The sequence below is a fragment of the Microvirga sp. TS319 genome, assembly GCF_041276405.1.
Classification (GTDB): Bacteria; Pseudomonadota; Alphaproteobacteria; order Rhizobiales; family Beijerinckiaceae; genus Microvirga.
The window spans coordinates 3,831,616-3,845,812 of record NZ_JBGGGT010000002.1 but is presented as its reverse complement, the minus strand read 5'-3'; the positions used below and the strand labels follow the sequence as shown (position 1 = coordinate 3,845,812).

Sequence of the window (14,197 nt, the reverse complement as noted above, 5' to 3'; positions counted from 1 at the left end):
AGGCCTCTATTTCGCGGTCGATGCAACGGACGGAACCGGTGGCTTGGACATGCCGATCCGTTGCAGGCCGAAGAGATAGGAAAGGCCTCGTCCTGTTTGGTAGAGAGAGACCATGAAGAACCATAGCGTCCCGCGAAGCACGCCGATGTCCTGATGGCGGCGCTTCTGGAATGCGCTCCATTGATCCGCATTGGCGAAGACCAGATCGGCGACAAGCTTGTGGTGCTCCGGCGTTGCGATCATGAAGCGGCAGCCCAGCAGCAGGCCTTTGTCGTCCATGCCGACCTTGCGGATCTCGACCGGCATATGCTGTGTCGGCAAATCGGCATGAGGCATGAACTCGAGGGTGCCGAGCGCTCCCTTTTTCAGGCTGGGCTCATGCGAAGGCGCGACGTGCAGGCGGGCTCCGCCCACGGAAATATCGCGCACCGACGCTTCGATGGTCTCATCGCCGAACAGGAAGCGGCAGGTGCGGTCGATATGCACGCGATGGCTCATGCGCCGCGATGCGCGTTCCGATACCACTCCCAATGCGCAACCCGCGATGATGAGGTTGAGCACGTTCCACGCGCCGGTCACCAGAGTGAGATCGGCCTTGTAGGGCTCCATCCACACGCGGACGCCTGTAGCGACGACGCCGAGCAGCAGGATGCCGAAGATGATGAAATAGGGCATGCCGAGTTCCGAGACCCGGCTCTCGAGCATGGATTCGCCCTTGGACGTGACCTTGAAGGTCGGCTTCTTCGGGTTGGCGATCACCGACAGGATGGCAGGCAGAAGATAGATGGTCTGGATGTATTCGTAGAGATCAGAGATCCAGGGCCAGCGGTAACGACCATAGAGGTAGTTCTGCATCATGAAGTTCACCATCATGTAGGTGAACGTATAGGCCAGGAACTCGCCGCCCGATGCGGTGAAGATCTCCAGAGAGAAGAAAAGATAGCAGAGCGGGGACAGCAGAAAGCAGAACCGCGAGAAGGGGAAGAGCCAGAACAGGGTGCTGGACATATAGGCCAGGCGCTGCGTGAACTTCAGCCCGCGTTTCAGGGGCGGGAAGCGGAAGCGCAGGATCTGCATCATGCCCTGGGCCCAGCGGGAACGCTGGCCGATGAAGCTGGCGAAGGTCTCAGGCTGGAGCCCCGCGATCAGCGGCTTGTCGACATAGACGCTGCTCCAGCCCCGGGAATGCAGTTCGAGCGCGGTTTCGCAGTCTTCGGTGATGCTCAGGCCGCTGAAGCCGTTCGTTTCCTGCAGGGCCTCTCGCCGGAGCACGGCGGCCGAGCCGCAGAAGAACGCCGCGTCCCATTTGTCCAGGCCGCGTTGAATGATGCCGTAGAACATTTCGTTCTCCGACGGCATCGTCTGAAAGGTGCCGAGATTGCGCTCGAGCGGATCGGGATTGATGAAAAAGTGAGGCGTCTGGACCAGGAACAGGTTCTTGTCGGTGCTGAAAAAGCCGACGGTCTCTTCCAGGAAGCTGCGAGCCGGAGCGTGGTCCGCATCGAAAACGGCCACGAGATCGCCCGTCGAATGCTCGAGGCCATTGTTGAGGTTGCCCGCCTTGGCGTGAAGATTGCGGGCGCGGGTCAGGTATTTGACGTCGAGCGCCGCGCAGAGCGCCTGGAGTTCGGCGCGCCGGGCGCGGGCGGATGCCGCGGCCTTGGCGTTGTCCGAATTGCACTTTTCGTCGGTTCCACCATCGTCAAGAAGCCAGACGGTGAACTTCTCCGCCGGATAACTCATGGCCTTGGCGGCTGCGAGGGTCGTGGCCAGAAGACTCGCATCTTCGTTGTAGCTCGGCACGAATACGTCGACGGTCGGGAGATTCTCGGGGTCGATCTTCGGCGACTTGCGCGAAGACATCGGACTCGCCACGACGAAAAGACTCAAGAAGAGCATCATCACGCTGTACATTTCGGCAATGTACAGGAGGAACGCGGGAATGAAGCTCGCGAGCTCGGTGACCGGCGGAATCGTGCTCGTCGTGCGCCAGAAGACATAGCGCAGCACGATGGCCGTGCCCAGCGACAGCGCAATGACACGCCAGACCCCCTGCGCCCTGAAGAATTTCAGGACGATCATGCACGCGACGACGACGAGGCCTGCCACGAGATGGGTCTGAAGGCTGATGGGAAGGGCGACCAGCAGGACGACGAGCATCGCCGCCACCGCCCATAAGACTACGAGTGCACCCCTACGCATCCATGTTCTCAGTCTAGGTTGCTGTATGCTTGAGCTCACGCATACGCGAAGAGCAGCTGAAGGTCTATCAGCGGAGATACAATATTGTTCCTGTGGTCTTTAGGATTTTTTGTCACCCTGGTAAATTTTTTCTGATATGCGTAATATAATCACGACGACGTCTCTTGGCTTTTACTGTGAAGGCGGTGGCGGCACCACTGGGTAACCGGTCAGGGGAGACGCAATCGGCTCCTGGGGCGCCGGAATGATGGCTTGCGGAGACTGTTCGGGAAGAACCGTATCCTTGTCGATGAGGCGGCGCGCCGGAGCCGGATTGGACCGCGCCTGAACCCGTCGTTCGCGAACGACGACCGTGGGGGCGGCACTGTTCATGCCCAGCGGATAGATCGGGGCATCGATCTCGCCCAGGTGAGCGGGCACCCGAGGTGGCTCGCCATAGGGATTCCAGGAGCCGGACACGTTGTAGGCAGAGATGGAGAAGCCGTACATGATGCGCAGGAGCTGCTCCGCGGTGGCGGCCGCATCGCACAGCCGCAGGCGGACGGATATGGCGCCGCCCGGCATCAGGACGGCCGGTTCGTTGGGTTCGATGCGCTGCCAGGCATAGAGGCACACGTCGCCGCTGGCCGACCGGCCCGTGGCGAAGCCGAAGGGGCCGTACGTGTTCTGCGCGTAGACGAGGGACGTCTGCATCTCGATGCCGGGCAGACGCTCTTCCATCTCTCTGTAAATCCGATCCTCCGCGATGGACGGCAGGCTCAGGATATCCTCGATCTCCGACTGGGGAGTGCTTCCGCTGGCGAGGCTCACATAGACGGCGTTCTGTCCGGGCGTGAGGGAAGCCGTCGACAGAGCGATTTCCTGCGAAACGCCATTCTGATAGCGGCGCTCCAGGACGGCCACGATGGAAGGACCGCCGGGAGGCGGCATGACGATTGCACGGGTGGCCGGAACCTCGCCCATGAGCGTGGCGAAGCCGATCTCGGATCGGGTCGTGCAGGCGGCCGTCAGCAGCGGCGCCAGGAGGAGCGCTCCCCTGAAGCCGGCGCCGAGCCAGCGCCTCGAACGGCTGCTTACCGCAAGCGCCGAGGCGCTGAGGTCGTTCCGATCACAGGGGCGGGAAAACAGCATGAGGAGAGCCAATTCTTGCAGCCGGCCGGTTTCCCGAACGAGATCGCTCCAATGGGGCAACTCCTCGGGGTCCGGCACTTCTGGGAAAACTTTAACCAGACATGGACAAACATAGTTAACGAAGAGTAAGCGCCGTCCCGGTTCAGGGAACGTTGTCCTTGGAAACCTCCCGGAGCCCGCTTGACGGAGAGTCTCAAGGGCCTAAAAGCAAGGGTGCCTTCTCCGTCGTGCGGCTTTGACCGCCAGCCCGGGCGCCTCCAAAAGCCGTTCTCCCGACCTGAGACCCGTGGCCGGGCCGTCTTTCGATTCCGCTTCAAGAACCCAGGCCTGAGAGCCTTTATCCCATGCGATCCGCTTTTCTGCGCAATGCGCTCGTTCTCGGCATGCTGTCCGCCATCGGGCCGTTCGCCATCGATATGTACCTGCCGGCCTTCCCGGCGATTGCACGCGAGTTCCAGGTCGATATCGGCGCCGTGCAGATGAGCCTGATGAGCTTCTTCCTGGCAGTAGCCATCTGCCAGCTGGCCTATGGGCCGCTCTCGGATCGGTTCGGGCGCAAGCCCCCCCTCTATGGCGGCCTGGGATTGTTCATCCTGGGGAGCATCGGCTGCAGCTATGCCCCGAACGTGGAAACGCTGATTGCCTTCCGGTTTCTGCAGGGTGTCGGGTCCTGCGCGGCCATGGTGATCCCGCGGGCGATCATTCGCGATCTGCATACCGGCCATGAGGCCGCGCGGCTGATGGCGACCACGATGCTGGTCTTCAGCGTGTCGCCAATCCTGGCGCCGCTCGCGGGCAGCACCCTGGCCGAGTTCTTCAGCTGGCGGTTCATTTTCTGGGCCATCGCCGCGATCGGCCTCGGTGGTCTGGCGGTGATTCTGTTCCTGCTTCCGGAAACGAAACCCGCCGGTGCAGGCCGGCAGAGCTTGGCACAGACCTTTGCCGCCTACAGGAGCCTTCTCAAGGATCGGCATTTTCGGGGGCTCGCCTTCATCGGCGGATTCAGCCAGGCAAGCTTCTTTGCCTATCTCGCCGGCTCATCCGTGATTTTCATCGAGCATTTCGGCCTGTCGCCGTCGCATTACAGCATGATCTTCGCCTCCAATGCGATCGCCTTCATCGGCAGCGCACAGTTCAACAGCGTGTTCATGCGCCGTTTCGGCGCCGAGCGCGTGGTGCGGACCGCCATCTCCGCCTTTGCGGCTCTGGTGAGCCTGCTGCTCATCATGACCCTGGCGGGTGCGGACAACGCCTATATCCTTTGGGGGCTCCTGTTCCTCTCGTTCGGCTGTCTCGGCTATGTCATTCCGTCGACGGCGGTGCTGGCGCTGGAGGAGCACGGGCCGATTGCCGGGACGGCATCCGCGCTCATGGGCACCCTGCAGCTCAGCACCGGTGCGGTACTGATCGCGCTCGTGAGTGCCCTCTACGACGGTACGTCGCTGTCCATGGTGGGCGGTATTGCGGTCTGCGGCTGGGTCGCCTTCACCCTGAGCATGCGCGTTCTGAAGCCGAAACGCGCTTATCCCTGACGGCTTTCCGTGAGAATCCAGTCCCGGAAGGAGCGCACCAGGGGGGCCTCGGCCTTGTGCTCCGGATAGACGAGATAATAGGCTCCCACGCTCAGGATGCTTTGCGGGAAAAGAATCTCGAGCCGTCCCGCAGCCAGCTCGTCCGCGATCAGAAAATGGGGGATCAGGCCGACCCCCAGCCCTGCCGCGGCTGCCTGCGTGACCATGGCGAACTGCTCGAAGCGAGGGCCCCGCATAGGGTTGCCGGCATCCACGCTCACGCTCGCGAACCATTCCGCCCAGGCAGTCGGCCGAGTGCTCTGTTGCAGCAGGGTCGCACGGGCGAGGTCCTTCGGGGCCTGGATTGTCTCGCGCTCCCGATAGGCGGGGCTGCAGACGGGAACGGCCTCTTCGGTCCGCAGCAAATCGCAGACCGCGCCCGGCCAGTGGGGCTCGCCGAAATGGATCGCCGCATCGAAGGGCTCTGCGGAAAAGTCGAACGGCACGAGGCGCACGCCGAAATTCACCGTCGCGTTCGGGTGCTGGGCCAGAAAGTGCGAAATGCGGGGAATGAGCCAGCGGGTGCCGAAGGTCGGCAGGGTTGCAAGGTTCAGGACGCCGCTCGTGCCCGAAAGCGCAATGGCCTGGTGAGTGGCATCGGAGAGTTCGGAAAGGGTGCTGCGGACCTGCGATGCATAGAGACGTCCCACATCCGTCAGCACAACCCTTTGGCGGGAGCGGCTGAACAGGGAGACGCCAAGGGAGTCCTCGAGCTGCTGGATCTGCCGGGAGACGGCGCTCTGAGTGAGATTCAGCTCCTCCGCGGCGCGGGAGACGCTGCCATGACGGGCCGTGGCCTCGAAGGCGAGAAGATTGCCGATATTGGGCAGAAAGCCGCGACGGAGCACCAGTTCATTCCATTTCCGAATAACCTGCTGCGAAGATGTCGCTTTACTTCTCTCCTGTCCAGCGCGATTTTTCCGGCAAAATTCAATGGGTTTGACCGGGTTCCGGAACAGCCTTCCGGGCTTTTACCGAAGAGGATTGCTCATCATGGCAGGTGCACATCAGGACATCGCGAAGCTCAAGTGGGAGGATCCGCTTCTCCTTGACGATCTGCTCACGGACGATGAGCGCATGATCCGCGACACGGCCCGCGCCTACGCCCAGGACAAGCTCCTGCCGCGCGTGATCGAGGCCTATCGCGAAGAGCATACGGACCGCGCGATCTTCAACGAGATGGGTGAGCTCGGTCTCCTCGGCGTGACCTTGCCGGAGGAATACGGCTGCGCGGGTGCTTCCTACGTTGCCTATGGCCTCGTCGCCCGCGAGGTGGAGCGCGTCGATTCAGGCTATCGTTCCATGATGAGCGTGCAATCGTCCCTCGTCATGTATCCCATTTACGCCTATGGCTCCGAGGAGCAGCGCCGGAAGTATCTGCCCAAGCTCGCATCGGGCGAATTCGTCGGCTGTTTCGGCCTGACCGAGCCGGATGCCGGCTCCGATCCGGCCGGCATGAAGACCCGTGCCGAGAAGATCGATGGCGGTTATCGCCTGAAGGGTTCGAAGATGTGGATCTCGAACTCTCCCATCGCGGACGTGTTCGTGGTGTGGGCGAAATCGGAGGCCCATGACAACCAGATCCGCGGCTTCGTGCTGGAGAAGGGCATGAAGGGTCTCTCCGCGCCCAAGATCGGCGGAAAGCTCAGCCTGCGCGCCTCCATCACCGGCGAGATCGTCATGGACGGCGTCGAGGTCGGCGAGGATGCGCTGCTGCCGAACGTATCCGGTCTCAAAGGTCCGTTCGGCTGCCTCAACCGCGCGCGCTACGGCATTTCCTGGGGCGCCATGGGGGCGGCGGAGGATTGCTGGCACCGGGCGCTTCAATACACGCTCGACCGCAAGCAGTTCAACAAGCCGCTCGCGGCCACCCAGCTCGTGCAGAAGAAGCTCGCGGACATGATGACCGAGATCACCCTCGGTCTGCACGCCTCCCTTCGCGTCGGCCGGCTCTTTGACGAGGGCCGCATGGCTCCGGAGATGATCTCGCTCGTCAAGCGCAACAACTGCGGCAAGGCGCTCGAGATCGCCCGGGCGGCCCGCGACATGCACGGCGGCAACGGCATCCAGGAGGAATACCATGTGATGCGCCACGCGCAGAACCTGGAGACGGTGAATACCTATGAGGGCACGCACGACGTGCATGCTCTCATCCTGGGCCGCGCGCAGACGGGCCTGCAGGCCTTCTTCTGAGAAAGGTAGGCGGCATGCCTCTTCGGATCACTCTGGCGGGGTCGACCGGCTGGGTCGGCAAGGCGCTGGTGGAGGCGATCGCGGCCGCCGACGATTTGGAACTCGTCGGTGCGGTCAGCCGCAATGCGGCGGGCCGGGACGCCGGCGAAGCCGCCGGCCTTCCCCGGATCGGCGTCGCGGTCAGCGCGACGCTCGAAGAGGCATTGCAGGTGCCGTCCGACGTGGTGATCGATTACACCAAGCCGGGCTCGGTCAAAGGGCATGCCCTGACTGCGCTGTCTCGCGGCCGCTCCGTCGTGATCGGCACGTCGGGCCTCTCCGCCGACGACTATGCGGAGATCGACCGTCATGCCCTTCATGCCGAACGGGGCGTTCTCGCGGCCGGCAACTTCTCGATCACGGCGACGCTGCTGCGCCGGTTCGCGCTGGAGGCCGCCCGCTACGTGCCGGATGTGGAGGTGATCGATTACGCGTCCGCACCGAAACCCGATACGCCGTCCGGTACGGCGCGCGAACTGGCCGAACTCCTGAGCGACATCCGTCAGCCAGCGACCACGAGGCCGGTCGGCGAGCTGACCGGCGTTCGTGAGACGCGCGGCGGTGCCCTCGGGGCCAAGGAGCCGGTGCAGGTCCATTCTCTGCGCATGCCGTCCTTCGTTCTTTCCTGCGAGGCGGTCTTCGGCGCCGACAACGAACGCCTCGTGATCCGTCACGATGCCGGATCGTCCGCTGCTCCCTATGTCGCCGGCACCTTGCTGGCGGCACGCCGTGTCTTTTCCTTCATCGGATTGAAGCGCGGCCTCGATGCCGTGATGGATTGATTGTCATGAAGCCGCTTGCAGGTCTCAAGGTCCTTGAACTCGCCCGCATTCTCGCCGGTCCATGGGTCGGTCAGATGCTCGCCGATCTCGGCGCCGACGTGGTGAAGGTGGAGCGCCCCGGCGCCGGCGACGACACGCGCGGGTGGGGACCTCCCTTCGTGGAGGCCGCCGATGGCGGCGACCTGTCGGCGGCGTATTTCCATTCCTGCAATCGGGGCAAGCGCTCCATCGCGGTCGATTTCGAGAGCCCGGAGGGGCAGGCGCTCGTGCGCAAGCTCGCGGCCCATGCGGATGTGGTGATCGAGAACTTCAAGGTCGGCGGGCTGAAGAAATACGGGCTCGATTACGAGAGCCTCAAGAAGGTCAATCCGCGCCTCGTGTATTGCTCCATCACGGGCTTCGGCCAGAACGGGCCTTATGCGTCGCGCGCCGGCTACGACTTCATGATCCAGGGCCTCGGCGGGATCATGGACCTCACGGGCGATCCGGAGGGCGAGCCGCAGAAGATCGGCGTGGCCTATGTCGATATCTTCACGGGCGTCTATTCGGTGGTCGGCATTCTCTCGGCCCTGCGCCGTCGCGATCAGACGGGGGAGGGGGCGCATCTCGACATGGCGCTGCTCGACGTCCAGACGAGCGTACTGGCCAATCAGGCGATGAACTACCTGGCCTCCGGCAAGTCGCCCCGCCGCATGGGCAATGCGCATCCCAATATCGTGCCCTACCAGGTGTTTCCGGTTGCCGACGGCCATGTCATCGTGGCCGTAGGCAACGATGGGCAGTTCTCCCGCTTCGCCGCCGTCCTGGGACAGGCGGAACTCGCGCACGACGAACGGTTCGCCACCAATGCGGGACGCGTGCGCCACCGTGCCGAACTCGTGCCCATCCTCACCGGGCTCACGCTTCAGACCACACGCGAGGCTCTCCTGGCGGCCCTTGAAAAGCAAGGCGTTCCGGCCGGCCCCATCAACACCGTTGCGGATGTTTTTGCCGACCCTCATGTGATTGCGCGGGGCATGAAGATCGATCTTCCGTCGCCCGACGCAAAGGGCGGTGCGATTCCGTCCGTGCGTTCGCCGATCGTCATGAATGGCGAGCCCATGGCGGCTGCGCGTCCCTCGCCGCGCCTCGGCGAGCATACGGAGGAGGTCCTGAACGATCCGGCCTGGATGGCCTAGCGCATCGTTAGAAAAAGTGGCCCCGGTTTTTCCAGAACGATGCGCTCTTCTAGGAGTGAGCGTCGGATTCCATCCCAAAAGTGAAATCCACTTCCCGCGTCCGATGCTCTAAGCAATGGGCCGTTCTCGCATCGTTGGAAGCGGCTCTATGGCGCGATGCCCTTGGTGAGCAGGCGGTTGATCATGCCGACGATCCGCTCCCGGTCCTGATCCGAAAACGGGCTGAGCTGGTGCATTTCCAGATTGCTGAGGCCTTCGACCGCGAGCCAGCCGAGGAGGGCTGCCTCGACATCGTCCGACCGGGTCATCAACTGCTCGACCGTTGTGGCGATCACCTCCCGCACCGGATCGAGCAGGCGCGGGTTTTCGGCTGCGGCGGCCATCATGCCGGTGGCGATCTCCTGCATCGTGCCACCACAGCACATGTTCAGCAGGCTCGTCGTGGCCACGCGCGCTTCCAGGTTGGGACCAGGCTCCATCTGGTCGCGTAAAGCCTCCTTGGCCTCGGAAACCTGGTCGATCATGCGCTGGATCATGGCCTGGAGCAGCGCATCCTTGCTCGGAAAGTTATAGAGGAGGCCGCCCTTGCTGAGGCCGGCCCTTTCGGCCACCGCATCGAGGGTCACGCGACCGGCGCCGATTTCAGCGACAAGTTCCGCGGCCGCGTCGAGAATCTTCTCGCGGGAACTCTTGCGGCCTCGGGCGTTCTCGAACATTCGCTACTCTTGCAACTAAACCGTCCAGTCGGTATATAAATGCTGCCGCAGCATTGGCGTCAAGGGCAAGTCGCGCTAATGCCGCACCTCCAACTCAATCTTTAAGCCCGCCCGTCGGGTCTCAAACTCCTGGAAGAAGCCTATGAAACGGCGCATCATCGTCAGTCTCGTCTTCATTTTCGCGATCTTGCTCTGTGCCGGACTGGTGGGGTTCAACATCTTCCGGGACAAGATGATCACCCAGTTCTTCGCCACTATGCAGCAGCCGCCGCAGGCCGTGACTGCCGCCAAGGTTGAGACCAAGACCTGGACGCCGAGCATCAGCGCCATCGGCACGGCCAGGGCGGCGAATGGGGTCGAGCTTGCCTTCGAGACACCGGGAATCGTCAAGGAAATCAAGTTCAAGGCCAACCAGAACATCCGCGAAGGCGACGTTCTCGTCCAGCTCGACGATACGGTCGAGCGGGCAGATCTTCAGGACGTTCAGGCTGCCGTGAAGACCGCGGAGAGCGCCTTCGAGCGCGCCAAGACCCTGTCGTCCCGCGGCTATGGCACCGAGGCCAACCTCGATCAGGCGAGTGCATTGCTCGCCACCGCTCGCTCCCGTCTTGCGCGCCTTCAGGCGACGATCGAGCAGAAGGCCCTGAAGGCTCCCTTCTCGGGCGTGATCGGCATTCCGCGGATCGATGTCGGGCAATATCTCCAGCCCGGTTCGGTGATTGCGAGCTTTCAGGACCTGGACTCGATGAAAGTTGACTTCACGGTCCCCGAGCAGACGGCCAACGATGTCAAGCTCGGCCAGGAAGTGCACATCGGCGTGAACGAGGCAGACCTTCCGTTCAAGGGGCATGTCATCGGCAAGGATCCACGGGTCGATCCGAAGACCCGCCTCGTTTCCGTGCAGGCTCTCATCGAGGACAACAAGGCAAGGGCGGTTCTGCCCGGACAGTTCCTCCACGTGGAGGTGATCCTGCCCCAGGAACCCAACGTCATTACCGTGCCACAGACGGCCGTTATCACCAGTCTCTACGGCGACTACGTTTATACGATCGATCAGGAAGAGCGGGCTGGCAACCAGGTTCAGGTCGCACATCAGGTCTTCGTGAAGACCGGCCGCCGCCGCGGCGGCGTTCTCGAGGTCCTCTCCGGCATTACGCCGGGTCAGCAGGTCGTCGCCTCGGGGCAGAACAAGCTGCAGGCCGGTGCGACGGTCAAGATCAATAACAGCATTGACGTGACGAAGCTCGATGCGACCAGGCTCGCGAACGGGCAATAGGCAAAACGCCATGAGTTTCACAGAGCTTTTCATTCGTCGCCCCGTCTTGTCGATGGTGGTGAGCCTCCTGATCCTGTTGCTCGGCGCGCAGGGTCTGATGAACCTTCAGGTGCGTCAGTATCCTGAGGTCGAGGAAACCACGATCACCGTCACGACGACCTACACGGGCGCAAGCGCGGACCTGATCCAGGGCTTCATCAGCACGCCCATCGCCAAGTCCGTATCGAGCGCGGAGGGCGTCGATTATGTCACGACGCAGAGCCGTCTCGGCGTGAGCACGGTCTCCGTGCGCATGCGCCTGAACACCGATCCCAATGCGGCTCTCACTGAAGTGACCGCAAAGGTGCAGCAGGTGCGCGCTCAGCTTCCGCAGGAGGCCGAGGACCCTGTGATCATGAAGGGAACGGGCCAGACCTTCGCCCTCATGTACATCACCTTCGCCAGCACGGAGATGAACCCGGAGCAGGTGTCGGAATTCCTGACGCGCGTGGTGCAGCCGCGCTTTGCCACGCTCGACGGTGTCGGCAATGCCGAAATTCTCGGCGGCCGAGATTTTGCCATGCGCGTGTGGATGGATCCCGTGCGTCTCGCCGCCCGCGGTGTGACGGCAGGCGACGTGGTGTCGGCGATCGGTGCCAACAACTTCCTCGCAGCGCCCGGCAAAACGCAGAACGAGTATGTCGCCTACTCGTTGCAGATGCAGACGACCCTGCAGACGCCGGAGACCTTCGGTGCGCTGCCCATCCGCTCGAACGGCGATCAGGTCGTGCGCCTGCGCGACGTGGCCGATGTGGAACTCGGCCCCAAGAGCACGGACGTGAAGGTGAGCTTCAACGGCAAGGAGGGTACCTTCATCGGTGTCACCCCGACGCCCTCGGCCAACCCGCTCACGGTCGCCGCGGAGGTGACGAAAGCGATCGATCAGATCCGTCCGACCCTTCCCAAGGGCATGACCGTGCAGATCGTCTACGATGCGTCGGACTTCATCTCCGCCTCCATCGAGGAGGTGTTCAAGACGATCGCTGAGGCCGCGCTCATCGTGGTGGTGGTGATCCTGCTGTTCCTGGGCTCGTTCCGCTCGGTGCTGATTCCCATCGTGACGATCCCGCTCTCGCTCATCGGCGTGTGCTTCTTCCTCTATGCGCTGGGCTACTCGATCAATCTTCTGACCCTGCTGGCGATGGTGCTCGCCATCGGCCTCGTGGTCGATGACGCCATCGTGGTTCTGGAGAACATCCACCGCCACATCGAGGAGGGGCTGAAGCCGGTCGATGCCGCCATCGTCGGCATGAAGGAGATCTTCCTGCCGATCGTGTCCATGACGGTCACGCTGGCCGCCGTGTATGCGCCCATCGGCTTCACGCAGGGCCTGACCGGCTCGCTCTTCCGCGAGTTCGCCTTCACCCTTGCGGGTGCGGTGATCATCTCGGGCATCATCGCGATCACGCTCTCGCCCATGATGTCGTCGAAGCTCCTGAAGCCTCACGGCGGGCAGAGCCGGTTTGCAAGCTTCGTCGACCGCACCTTCACCCGGCTCGAGAACTGGTATGGGCGTCGCCTGAAGGGCTCGCTGGACTATCGCCCCGTCACGCTCATCATCGTGTTCGCGCTGCTCGGGACCACAGGCTATCTCTTCTCGAAGACCTCGTCCGAGCTTGCACCGGAAGAGGATCAGGGTGCCTATCTCGGTCTCGTCAACGCGCCGCGATATGCGACTGCGGACTATACGCAGGAGTTCTCGAAACAGTTCACGGGAGCTGCCGAGCATATTCCCGAGATCGACGCCAGCTTCCTCATCGTCGGCATCGACGGCGGCGGCGGCGGCTTCGTCGGTTTCAAGCTGAAGCCGTGGGACCAGCGCGAGAAGAAGGGCCCTCAGACCAAGCAGGAGATTCAGAATCTCCTGAACGAGAACGGCGGCCTACAGGCCTTCGTCTTCGCGCCTCCATCCCTGCCGGGCGCCGGCGGCGGCCTCCCGATCCAATATGTGCTGCGGACCATTGGAGATCCGGCTCAGGCCTACGAGGTCGGGGAGCAGGTGCGTCAGCGTGCGCAGAAATCGGGCAAGTTCATCGTCGTGCAGAACTCGATCTCCTACGAGACGCCTCGGGCGCGCATTACGGTCGATCGTGATCGCGCCGCCGCTCTCGGGGTTCCCGTGAGCCAGATCGGCACCACGCTGGGTGCGCTCGTCGGCGGTGCTCCGATCTCGAAATTCGATCGGGACAACCGCAGCTATGACGTCGTGAGCCAGGTCCGCCAGTCCGACCGCCTGAACCCGGAGCTTCTGGGGCAGTATTACGTGCGGGCGGCGGATGGGTCGATGGTTCCGCTCTCGGCTCTGGTGAGGATCGAGACGGATGCCGCGCCCGCGACGATCGAGCAGTTCAACCAGCTGAACGCGGCCACCATCTCGGCGCTGCCTCTGCCCGGCGTGACCACCTCGGAAGGACTGGCGACCCTGCGCTCCATCGCGCAGGAGGTAATGCCGCAAGGGTTCTATGAGGATTATGCCGGTCAGTCGCGCCTCGAAGTGCAGGAAGGAAGCTCCATTCTGCTCGCCTTCGGCCTTGCCGTGATTGTGATCTATCTGGTGCTTGCCGCGCAGTTCGAGAGCTTCCGCGATCCGTTCATCATCATGATGTCGGTGCCGCTCTCCATGTTCGGTGCCATGATCTTCCTGAACGTGGGCCTGGCGACGCTCAACATCTACACGCAGGTTGGCCTGATCACCCTGGTGGGGCTGATCACCAAGCACGGCATTCTGATGGTGGAGTTCGCCAACGAACTGAAGGAGAAGAGCGGCGTCAGCAAGCGGGAGGCGATTCAGGAGGCGGCCCGCGTGCGTCTGCGGCCGATCCTCATGACCACGGCCGCCATGGTGCTCGGCGTCGCGCCACTGCTCTATGCCAGCGGTGCGGGTGCGGCGGCTCGCTTCTCCATGGGACTTGTGATCGCGTCGGGAATGTCGATCGGCACGATCTTCACGCTCTTCGTGGTGCCGATGTTCTACACCTACATCTCCAAGGAGACCGTGAGGAGCGGGCGGACGAGTGAAGAGCACGCCCATCGTCAGGCGGCGCTCGCGGCGGAATAAAACGAAAAAGGC

Annotated in this window: 10 protein-coding genes; 6 read left to right on the top strand and 4 right to left on the bottom strand. The window is 62.9% G+C overall.

What is annotated here, in order from left to right; translation table 11 throughout:
* Window positions 1-6 precede the first annotated feature (6 nt).
* Window positions 7-2,202, bottom strand: coding sequence for a UDP-forming cellulose synthase catalytic subunit (gene bcsA, locus AB8841_RS27530; protein ID WP_370438913.1), 2,196 nt, complete (start codon window positions 2,200-2,202; stop codon window positions 7-9).
* Between the two features lie 171 nt (window positions 2,203-2,373).
* Window positions 2,374-3,333, bottom strand: a complete 960-nt coding sequence (gene bcsN / locus AB8841_RS27525; protein WP_370438912.1) for a cellulose biosynthesis protein BcsN — start codon at window positions 3,331-3,333, stop codon at window positions 2,374-2,376.
* Between the two features lie 344 nt (window positions 3,334-3,677).
* Here bcsN and AB8841_RS27520 point away from each other — a divergent pair, with 344 nt between their 5' ends.
* Entirely contained in the window at window positions 3,678-4,865 is a 1,188-nt protein-coding gene (locus AB8841_RS27520) for a multidrug effflux MFS transporter (protein ID WP_370438911.1), read from the top strand.
* Here AB8841_RS27520 and AB8841_RS27515 read toward each other — a convergent pair.
* Window positions 4,856-5,752 (bottom strand): LysR family transcriptional regulator, encoded by an 897-nt coding sequence (locus AB8841_RS27515; protein WP_370438910.1) that lies wholly within the window; start codon window positions 5,750-5,752, stop codon window positions 4,856-4,858. The two genes, AB8841_RS27520 and AB8841_RS27515, sit on opposite strands and share 10 nt — an antisense overlap.
* Before the next feature lie 145 nt (window positions 5,753-5,897).
* Between AB8841_RS27515 and AB8841_RS27510 the strand changes: the two genes are divergently transcribed.
* From AB8841_RS27510 to AB8841_RS27500, 3 genes are read left to right on the top strand one after another with little or no spacing between them, the layout of a single operon-like run.
* Complete coding sequence (locus AB8841_RS27510) at window positions 5,898-7,097, top strand: acyl-CoA dehydrogenase (protein ID WP_370438909.1); 1,200 nt, start codon at window positions 5,898-5,900, stop codon at window positions 7,095-7,097.
* 14 nt (window positions 7,098-7,111) lie between these two features.
* Entirely contained in the window at window positions 7,112-7,918 is an 807-nt protein-coding gene (gene dapB / locus AB8841_RS27505) for a 4-hydroxy-tetrahydrodipicolinate reductase (protein ID WP_370438908.1), read from the top strand.
* A gap of 5 nt (window positions 7,919-7,923) precedes the next feature.
* Window positions 7,924-9,096: a CaiB/BaiF CoA transferase family protein gene (locus AB8841_RS27500; RefSeq protein ID WP_370438907.1), complete on the top strand. Its 1,173-nt coding sequence runs from the start codon at window positions 7,924-7,926 to the stop codon at window positions 9,094-9,096.
* Between the two features lie 146 nt (window positions 9,097-9,242).
* On the opposite strand, the gene AB8841_RS27495 is transcribed toward AB8841_RS27500, so the two are convergent.
* Entirely contained in the window at window positions 9,243-9,812 is a 570-nt protein-coding gene (locus AB8841_RS27495; protein ID WP_370438906.1) for a TetR/AcrR family transcriptional regulator, read from the bottom strand.
* Window positions 9,813-9,954: 142 nt separating this feature from the next.
* Between AB8841_RS27495 and AB8841_RS27490 the strand changes: the two genes are divergently transcribed.
* Together AB8841_RS27490 and AB8841_RS27485 are read left to right on the top strand one after the other, a co-directional pair.
* A complete protein-coding gene (locus AB8841_RS27490; RefSeq protein ID WP_370438905.1) occupies window positions 9,955-11,088 on the top strand; it encodes an efflux RND transporter periplasmic adaptor subunit in 1,134 nt (377 codons plus the stop codon).
* Between the two features lie 10 nt (window positions 11,089-11,098).
* Window positions 11,099-14,185, top strand: coding sequence for an efflux RND transporter permease subunit (locus AB8841_RS27485; RefSeq protein ID WP_370438904.1), 3,087 nt, complete (start codon window positions 11,099-11,101; stop codon window positions 14,183-14,185).
* Window positions 14,186-14,197 lie beyond the last annotated feature (12 nt).

Coding starts and splice junctions, on each gene's coding strand:
- bcsA (WP_370438913.1), bottom strand. CDS start 2,202: ATGCGTAGGGGTGCACTCGTAGTCTTATGGGCGGTGGCGGCGATGCTC.
- bcsN (WP_370438912.1), bottom strand. CDS start 3,333: ATGCTGTTTTCCCGCCCCTGTGATCGGAACGACCTCAGCGCCTCGGCG.
- AB8841_RS27520 (WP_370438911.1), top strand. CDS start 3,678: ATGCGATCCGCTTTTCTGCGCAATGCGCTCGTTCTCGGCATGCTGTCC.
- AB8841_RS27510 (WP_370438909.1), top strand. CDS start 5,898: ATGGCAGGTGCACATCAGGACATCGCGAAGCTCAAGTGGGAGGATCCG.
- dapB (WP_370438908.1), top strand. CDS start 7,112: ATGCCTCTTCGGATCACTCTGGCGGGGTCGACCGGCTGGGTCGGCAAG.
- AB8841_RS27500 (WP_370438907.1), top strand. CDS start 7,924: ATGAAGCCGCTTGCAGGTCTCAAGGTCCTTGAACTCGCCCGCATTCTC.
- AB8841_RS27495 (WP_370438906.1), bottom strand. CDS start 9,812: ATGTTCGAGAACGCCCGAGGCCGCAAGAGTTCCCGCGAGAAGATTCTC.
- AB8841_RS27490 (WP_370438905.1), top strand. CDS start 9,955: ATGAAACGGCGCATCATCGTCAGTCTCGTCTTCATTTTCGCGATCTTG.
- AB8841_RS27485 (WP_370438904.1), top strand. CDS start 11,099: ATGAGTTTCACAGAGCTTTTCATTCGTCGCCCCGTCTTGTCGATGGTG.